Annotated in this window: 1 protein-coding gene; it reads right to left on the bottom strand. The window is 69.8% G+C overall.

The genetic code is table 11. The features are described from left to right. A partial coding sequence (locus tag K8556_RS38455; RefSeq protein ID WP_223745118.1) for an amino acid adenylation domain-containing protein occupies positions 1 to 8272 on the bottom strand: 8272 nt, incomplete at both ends.

The raw sequence follows: 8272 nt of genomic DNA, 5'->3' as shown, positions 1-8272 counted from the left end.
AGAGGCGCGGAATCGTCGCGTCCCGGTCGTACTCCGCCTGCTGCTGGTTCCACGTCACCAGCACCTGCTGGCGCTCCGTCTCCGTCAGCATGGGCAACCGGCCCACTGCCGTCTCCGGCTTCGCCACCACGCCTTCCAACAGCACACGCAGGTGCTCCATCATCCGGCGCACCGTCGATGCTTCGAACAGGTCGGTGCTGTACTCCACGCCTCCGCTCAGCCCCTGCGGCGTCTCCACGAAGAAGAGGCTCAGGTCGAACTTCGACGTGCGGCCCTCGAGGCTCATGGGCTTGAGCACCAGGCTGGGGAGATGGGTCTCCTCGATGGGCACGTTCTGGAGCGCCATCAACGTCTGGAACAGCGGAGTGTGACTCAGGCTGCGCTCCGGATGCAGCGCCTCCACCAGCTTCTCGAAGGGCACGTCCTGGTGCTCGTACGCGCCCAGCACCCGCTCCCGCACCCTCGCGAGCAGCGCGCGGAAGGACTGGTCTCCATCCACCTGGGTGCGCAGGACCAGCGTGTTGACGAAGAAGCCGATGAGCCCTTCCACCTCCGCGCGCGTCCGGCCCGCGATGGGTGAACCCACGCTGATGTCGTCCTGCCCCGAGTAGCGCGACAACAACACCTGCCACCCGGTCAGCAGCACCATGAACAGCGATGCCCCTTCAGCCCGGGCCAGCGCGCCCAACCGCTGTGACAGCTCCAGCGGCAGCGTGAAGCCCATCGTCGTTCCGGCGTTCGTGCGCACCGCCGGACGCGGGCGATCCGTCGGCAGCTCCAGCACCGGCGGCGCACCCATCAACGACTGCTTCCAGTAGTCCACTTCCCGCCGCAGCGTCTCATCCCGCAGCCAGTCGCGCTGCCAGGCCGCGTAGTCCGCGTACTGCACGGGCAGCGGCGGCAGCGTCAACGCGTGGCCCGTCGCCCGCGCGGTGTACAGCGTCCCCAGTTCGCGGAGCAGGACGCCCACGGACCAGCCGTCCGACACGGCGTGGTGCATCGTGACCACGAGCAGGTGGTCGCGCGCATCCAGGCGCACCAGCAGCGCCCGCAGGAGCGGTCCCCGCATCAGGTCGAAGGGCTTCGCCATCTCCTCCATCACCCGCTGACGGGCCACGTCCTCCCGCTCGGGCCCGGAGTCCCTCAGGTCCAGGACGTTCAACGGCACGTCCACGGACGCGTGGATGCGCTGGACGGGCTGGCCCGCCTCCTCCTCGAACGTCGTGCGCAGGGCTTCGTGCCGTTGCACGACCTCCCGCAGTGACTGCTCCAGCGCCGCGGCGTCCAGGTCGCCCTCCAGCCGCACCACGGTGGGCACGTTGTAGAGCGAGCTGCCCGGCTCCAACTGGTCGATGAACCACAACCGCTGCTGCGCGAAAGACAGCGGCAGCGACGCCGGACGCATCCCAGCGCTCAACGTGGGCACGCCGGAGCGCCCCAGTTGCTCGATCCGCTGCGCCAGCGCCTCCACCGTGGGCGCTTCGAACAGCAGGCGCAGCGGCATCTCCACGCCCAGCGACGTGCGGATGCGCGACACCACCTGCGTCGCGAGCAACGAGTGGCCACCCAGCGCGAAGAAGTTGTCCTTCACGCCCACGCGCTCCAGGCGCAGCACCTCCGCCCAGACGGACGCGAGCTTCGCCTCCGTCACGGTGCGCGGAGCCACGAAGGCGTCGCCCTCGCGCGCCGCCTCCGGCTCCGGCAGCGCCTTGCGGTCCACTTTGCCGTTCGCGTTGAGCGGCAGGGCGTCCAGCACCCTCAGCGCCGAGGGAACCATGTACTCGGGGATGCCCTGGCGCAGGCCCGCTCGCAGCGTGTCCACGTCCAGCGAGTGGCCTTCCTTCGCCACGACGTACCCCACGAGCCGCCTGTCGGCGCCGTCGCCCCACACCAGGACCACGGCCTCGCTCACGCCGGGTTGCCGGGTGAGCGCGGCCTCGACCTCGCCCAGTTCGATGCGGAAGCCGCGCACCTTCACCTGGGAGTCCAGGCGGCCGACGAAGTCCAACCGGCCGTCCGCACGCCAGCGCACGACGTCGCCCGTACGGTAGAGACGGGCGCCCTCCTCACCGGAGAAGGCGTCCGGCACGAAGCGCTCGGCGGTGAGGCCCGGCCGTCCCGCGTATCCGCGCGCCACGCCCACGCCGCCGATGTGCAGCTCACCCCGCACGCCCACGGGCACCGGCTGCCCTTGCGGGTCCAGCACGTAGACGCGCACGTTCGCCAGCGGCTTGCCGATGGACGGCACGGTCCCATCCGCCACCACCTCGCCCAGCGTGGCGACGACCGTGGCTTCCGTCGGGCCGTAGGTGTTGAGCAGGCGCCGCCCCGGAGCCCAACGCGCGACGACGTCCTCAGGCAGGGCATCACCGCCGGAGATGACGGTGCGCACCTCGGGCAGGGACTCGGGGGACGTGACCGCCAGCGCAGCGGGGGTGAGGCTGACGACACTCAACTCCTGCTCACGCAGCAGCACGGGCAGGGGCGCGCCCGGCATCAGCTTCTCCAGCGGCGCTAGCACCAGCGTGGCGCCGTTGCAGAGCGTGGTGAAGATCTCCTCCACGGAGAGGTCGAAGCTGAGGCTGGCGAACTGCAACACGCGGCTGCCGGGGCCGATGCCGTACGCCACCGCTTCGTGGGTGACCAGGTTGGCCACGCCGCGGTGCTCCACCGCCGTGCCCTTGGGCGTCCCCGTGCTGCCCGAGGTGTAGAGCAGGTACGCCATGTTCGCGGGCGTCACGCCTGTCACGGGCGCGTCCGTCGGCTCCTGGGCCAGCGACTCGCGCTCCGCATCCAGGCAGAGCGCGCGGGCATGCAGCGCTTCAGGGAAGCGGTCCACCAGCGGCTGCTGGGTGACAAGCACCTGGGCCACGCTGTCCTCCAGCATGAAGGCCAGGCGCTCACGGGGCAGGAGCGGATCCACGGGCACCCAGGCACCACCGGCCTTCAGGATGCCAAGCAACCCGACGACGACGTCGAGGGAGCGTTCAACGCTGAGCGCGACGCGGACCTCCGGGCCCACGCCCCGACGGCGCAGGGCATGGGCGAGCTGATTGGCGCGCGCGTCCAACCGCGCGTACGTCAATTGCGTCCCCTCGAAGACGGCGGCCACCGCGTCCGGAGCGCGGCGCACCTGTGCCTCGAAGAGTGAATGCAGGCAGGCCTCGGGGAACGGCGCCCGCGTGGCGTTCCACTCGACCAGCATTTCGCGGCGCTCGGCGCCGGTCAGCAGGGGGAGTCGGGACACGCGTGTGTCCGGGCTCGCGACCGCGCCTTCGAGCAGCGTGAGCAGGTGCGAGGCCATCCGCTGGATGGTGCCCGCGTCGAACAGCTCCGTGCTGTACTCCATCGTGCCGGAGAAGCCCTGAGGCAGCTCCATGAACGACACGCTCAGGTCAAACTGCGCGATGGGGCTCTCCACGTTCACCGGCTGGAGCACCAGGTCCGGCAGACGCAGCTCGCCCAGCGGCATGTTCTGGAGCGCGAGCATCGTCTGGAAGAGCGGCGTGTGGCTGCGGTTGCGCTCGGGCTGGAGGACCTCCACCAGCTTCTCGAACGGGACCTCCTGGTGCTCGTACGCATCCAGCACCGTTTCGCGCACCTGGGAGAGCAGCCGCCGGAAGGACAGGGCGCCGTCCACGTTCGCGCGCAGCACGAGCGTGTTGACGAAGAAGCCGATGAGCCCCTCCAGCTCCGCGCGCATGCGGCCCGCGATGGGTGAGCCCACGCTGATGTCCTGCTGGCCGCTGTAGCGCGCCATCAGCACCTGCCACCCGGCCAGCAGCACCATGTACAGCGAGGCCCCCTCCCGCTGGGCCAGGGCCTTGAGCTCCCCCGTCAGCGACCGGGAAAGGGTGAAGGAGAACTTCGCGCCCGCGATCCCCCGCTCGGGCGGACGCGGGCGGTCCGTGGGCAGCTCCAGCACCGGCGGCGCGCCGGCGAGCTTCCGCTTCCAATAGTCCACCTGCCGAGCCAGGACCTCCCCCTGGAGCCGGCCGCGTTGCCAGGACGCGTAGCGCGCGTACTGCACGGGCAGCTCCGGCAGAGGGGACGGCTGCCCGGAGGCGAAGGCCTCGTAGAGCGCGCCCACCTCGCGGATCAACACGCCCAACGACCAGCCGTCCGACACGATGTGGTGCATCGTCACCACGAGGACGTGCTCGCGCTCCCCGAGCGTGAACAGCCGGGTGCGGATCAACGGCCCATGGACCAGGTCGAAGGGACGGAGCATCTCCTGCTCCACCATCCGGTGGGCCTCCGCCTCGCGGCGGACTTCGTCGACGGACCGCAGGTCCTCCCGGGCCAGCTCCAGCGACAGGGTGGGACGGATGACCTGGATGGCCTGCCCCCCTCGCTCCTCGAAGGTGGTCCGCAGGGAGTCATGCCGGCGCACGACCTCGTTCAGGGCCCGCTCCAGGGCCGCGACATCCAGCGAGCCCACCAGCCGCACCGCCACGGGCACGTTGTAGAGCGCCGTGCCCGGCTCCAGTTGATCGATGAACCACAGGCGCTGCTGCGCGAACGACAGCGGCGGCGCCGTGCCGATGAGCGCGTTGCCGGGCAGCGAGCTCAGGGGGCGGCTCGCCGTCCCCATCCGTTGGGCCAGGGCCTCGAGCGTGGGTGTCTCGAACAGCGCACGCAGCGGCAGCTCCACGCCGATCTCCGTGCGGATCCGCGACACCACCTGCGTGACCAGCAGCGAGTGGCCGCCCAGCGCGAAGAAGTTGTCCTTCACGCCCACCCGCGGCACTCGCAGCACCTCCACCCAGATGGCCGCGAGCCTTGCTTCCGCCTCCGTGCGCGGGGCCTCGTAGGTATGGGTAGAGGCCGGTGCCTCCGGCTCCGGCAGGGCCTTGCGGTCCACCTTGCCGTTGGAGTTGAGCGGCAGCGCCTCCAGCACCACCACCGCTCCGGGCACCATGTACTCCGGCAGCCGCTGGCGCAGGCTTGTCTTCAGCGTCTCCGCTTCCAGTGTCGCGCCGGCCTTCGGCGCCACGTACGCCACGAGGCGCTTCTCCGCGCCCTCCCCCTTCGCCACCACCACGGCTTCCTTCACTGCCTCTTGCTGGCGCAGCGCGGACTCCACTTCGCCCAGCTCGATGCGGAAGCCTCGCACCTTCACCTGGAAGTCCACCCGGCCCAGGTACTCCAGCACGCCGTCCGTCCGGTACCGCACCCGGTCTCCCGTGCGGTACATGCGGCTGCCTTCCGGGCCGTGGACTTCCGGCAGGAACTTCTCCGCCGTCAGCTCGGGCCTCAGCAGGTAGCCGCGTGCCTGTCCTTCTCCCGCCAGGAACAGCTCTCCTGCCACGCCCACCGGTACGGGCTGGAGGTACTTGTCCAGCACGTACGCCCGCGTGTTGGTGAGTGGCCGGCCGATGTTCGGCACCTCTGCGCGTCCCACCAGCGACCACGTCGAGTACGTCGTGTCTTCCGACGGGCCGTACAGGTTGTAGAGCTTGCGCACGGTGGGGATGCCGTAGACGGCCTTCGCCAGCGTCTCTGGCAGCGCTTCACCCGCGAGGTTGATGACTTGCACCGACGGCGGCACCGCGTTCAGCCGCACCAGTTGCACCATCGCCGACGGCACCGTGTTGATGAGCGTCACATCCGCGTCCGGCTTCTCCTCCACCAGATGCAGGGCGTTGCGCACCACCACGACGCTGCCGCCTCGCACCAGCGGCGCGAAGAGTTCGAAGACGGAGAGGTCGAAGTTCAGGCTCGTCGCCGCGAGCACCGCCTTCGTCTCCTCCTCCGTGAACGTCTCCGTTGCCCATGCCAGGAACGCCACCGCGTTCCGGTGCGTCACCGCCACTCCCTTCGGACGGCCTGTGCTTCCTGACGTGTAGATGAGGTACGCCACGTTCTCCGGGCGCAGCTCGGACTCCGGTGCCTCTGTCGGCTCCGTCGCCAACGTCGCGTCCGTGTCCAGGCACACGGCCTGCGCGCTGAAGGTGGGCAGCGATTCCAGCAGGTGCGAGTGCGCCACCAATGCTGGGCCCTGCGCGTCCTCCAGCAGCCAACCCAGGCGCTCCTTCGGGTAGCTCGGATCCAACGGCACGTAGGCGCCGCCCGCCTTCAGAATGCCCAGCGTTCCCACCACGACGTCCGCCGTGCGCTCCACGCACAGGCCCACTCGCGACTCCGGGCCCACTCCCAGCTTGCGCAGCCGGTGCGCCAGTTGGTTCGCCTTGGCCTCCACTTCCCGGTACGTCAGCCGCTGCTTGCCGCTCACCACCGCGACGGCATTCGGCGTGCGCTTCGCCTGCGTCTCGAAGAACTGGGGAATCGTCGCGTCTCGCGCGTACTCCGCCTGCTGCTGGTTCCACGTCACCAGCACCTGCTGGCGCTCCGCCTCCGTCAGCATGGGCAGCCGGCCCACCGCTGCTTCCGGCTTCGCCACCATGCCTTCCAGCAGCATGCGCAAGTGCTCCACCATCCGGCGCACCGTCGCCTCGTCGAACAGATCGGTGCTGTACTCCACTGCCCCGAGCAGCCCCTCTGGTGACTCCGTGAAGAAGAGGCTCAGGTCGAACTTCGACGTGCGGCCCTCGAAGGTCACCGGCTTGAGGACCAGACCGGGGAGCCTGGACTCCTCGACGGGCACGTTCTGGAGCGCCATCAGCGTCTGGAACAGCGGCGTGTGGCTCAGGCTGCGCTCCGGATGCAGCGCCTCCACCAGCTTCTCGAAGGGCACGCTCTGGTGCTCGTAGGACTCCAGCACCGTGCCACGGACCTGCTTCAGCAGTTCACGGAAGGATGATTCCCCGTCCACCTTGGCGCGCAGCACCAGCGTGTTGACGAAGAAGCCGATGAGCCCTTCCACCTCCGCGCGCGTCCGGCCCGCGATGGGTGAACCCACGCTGATGTCGTCCTGCCCCGAGTAGCGCGACAACAACACCTGCCACCCGGTCAGCAGCACCATGAACAGCGATGCCCCTTCAGCCCGGGCCAGCGCGCCCAACCGCTGTGACAGCTCCAGCGGCAGCGTGAAGCCCATCGTCGTTCCGGCGTTCGTGCGCACCGCCGGGCGCGGGCGGTCCGTCGGCAGCTCCAGCACCGGCGGCGCACCCATCAACGACTGCTTCCAGTAGTCCACTTCGCGCCGCAGCGGCTCATCCCGCAGCCAGTCGCGCTGCCAGGCCGCGAAGTCTCCGTACTGCACGGGCAGCTCGGGCAGGGGCGACGGCTTCCCCGAGGAGTAGGCCGTGTACAGCACGCCCACCTCGCGGATCAGCACGCCCAACGACCAGCCGTCCGACACGATGTGATGCATCGTGACGACCAGCGCGTGCTCCGAGTCCCCCAGCTTCAACAGGAGCGCCCGGATCAGCGGGCCGCGCGACAGGTCGAACGGCTTCAACATCTCCTGCTCGATCCGCTGCCGTGCATCCTCCGCGGGCACCACCGCCCGCTCCAGATGCAGTGCCATGTCCGAATGGATGACCTGGATGGGGTGGTCGTCCTGCACCGCGAACGTCGTGCGCAGGGCCTCGTGGCGGCGCATGACCTCACGGAGGGCACGTTCCAGGATGCCCACGTCCAGGTCACCTTCCAGCCGCAACGCCACGGGGACGTTGTAGAGGGCGGTGCCCGGCTCCAACTGATCGATGAACCACAACCGCTGCTGCGCGAACGACAGCGGCCGGGCGGCGTCGCCCAGCTTGCGCGCCATCGCCGTCTTGTTCGAGAACGCGGCCTTCTCCAACTGACGGGCGAGTGACTCCACCGTGCGCGATTCGAACAACGCGCGCAGCGGCAGCTCCGCGCCCATCTCCGCGCGGACCCGCGACACCACCTGCGTGGCCAGCAGGGAGTGGCCGCCCAGCGCGAAGAAGTCGTCCTTCACGCCCACCCGCGGCACCCGCAGCACCTCCGCCCAGATGGCCGCGAGCCTTGCTTCCGCCTCCGTACGCGGCGCTTCGTAGGTGTTCCGCGCCGTCGGTGCCTCCGGCTCTGGCAGGGCCTTGCGGTCCACCTTGCCGTTGGAGTTGAGCGGCAGCGCCTCCAGCACCACCACCGCTCCGGGCACCATGTACTCCGGCAGCCGCTGGCGCAGGCTTGTCTTCAGCGTCTCCGCTTCCAGTGTCGCGCCGGCCTTCGGCGCCACGTACGCCACGAGGCGCTTCTCCGCGCCCTCCCCCTTCGCCACCACCACGGCTTCCTTCACTGCCTCTTGCTGGCGCAGCGCGGACTCCACTTCGCCCAGCTCGATGCGGAAGCCTCGCACCTTCACCTGGAAGTCCACCCGGCCCAGGTACTCCAGCACGCC

Origin of the sequence: Corallococcus sp. AS-1-12, assembly GCF_020036995.1 — a bacterium.
GTDB lineage: Bacteria > Myxococcota > Myxococcia > Myxococcales > Myxococcaceae > Corallococcus.
This window is presented reverse-complemented; position numbering and strand designations above follow the sequence as displayed.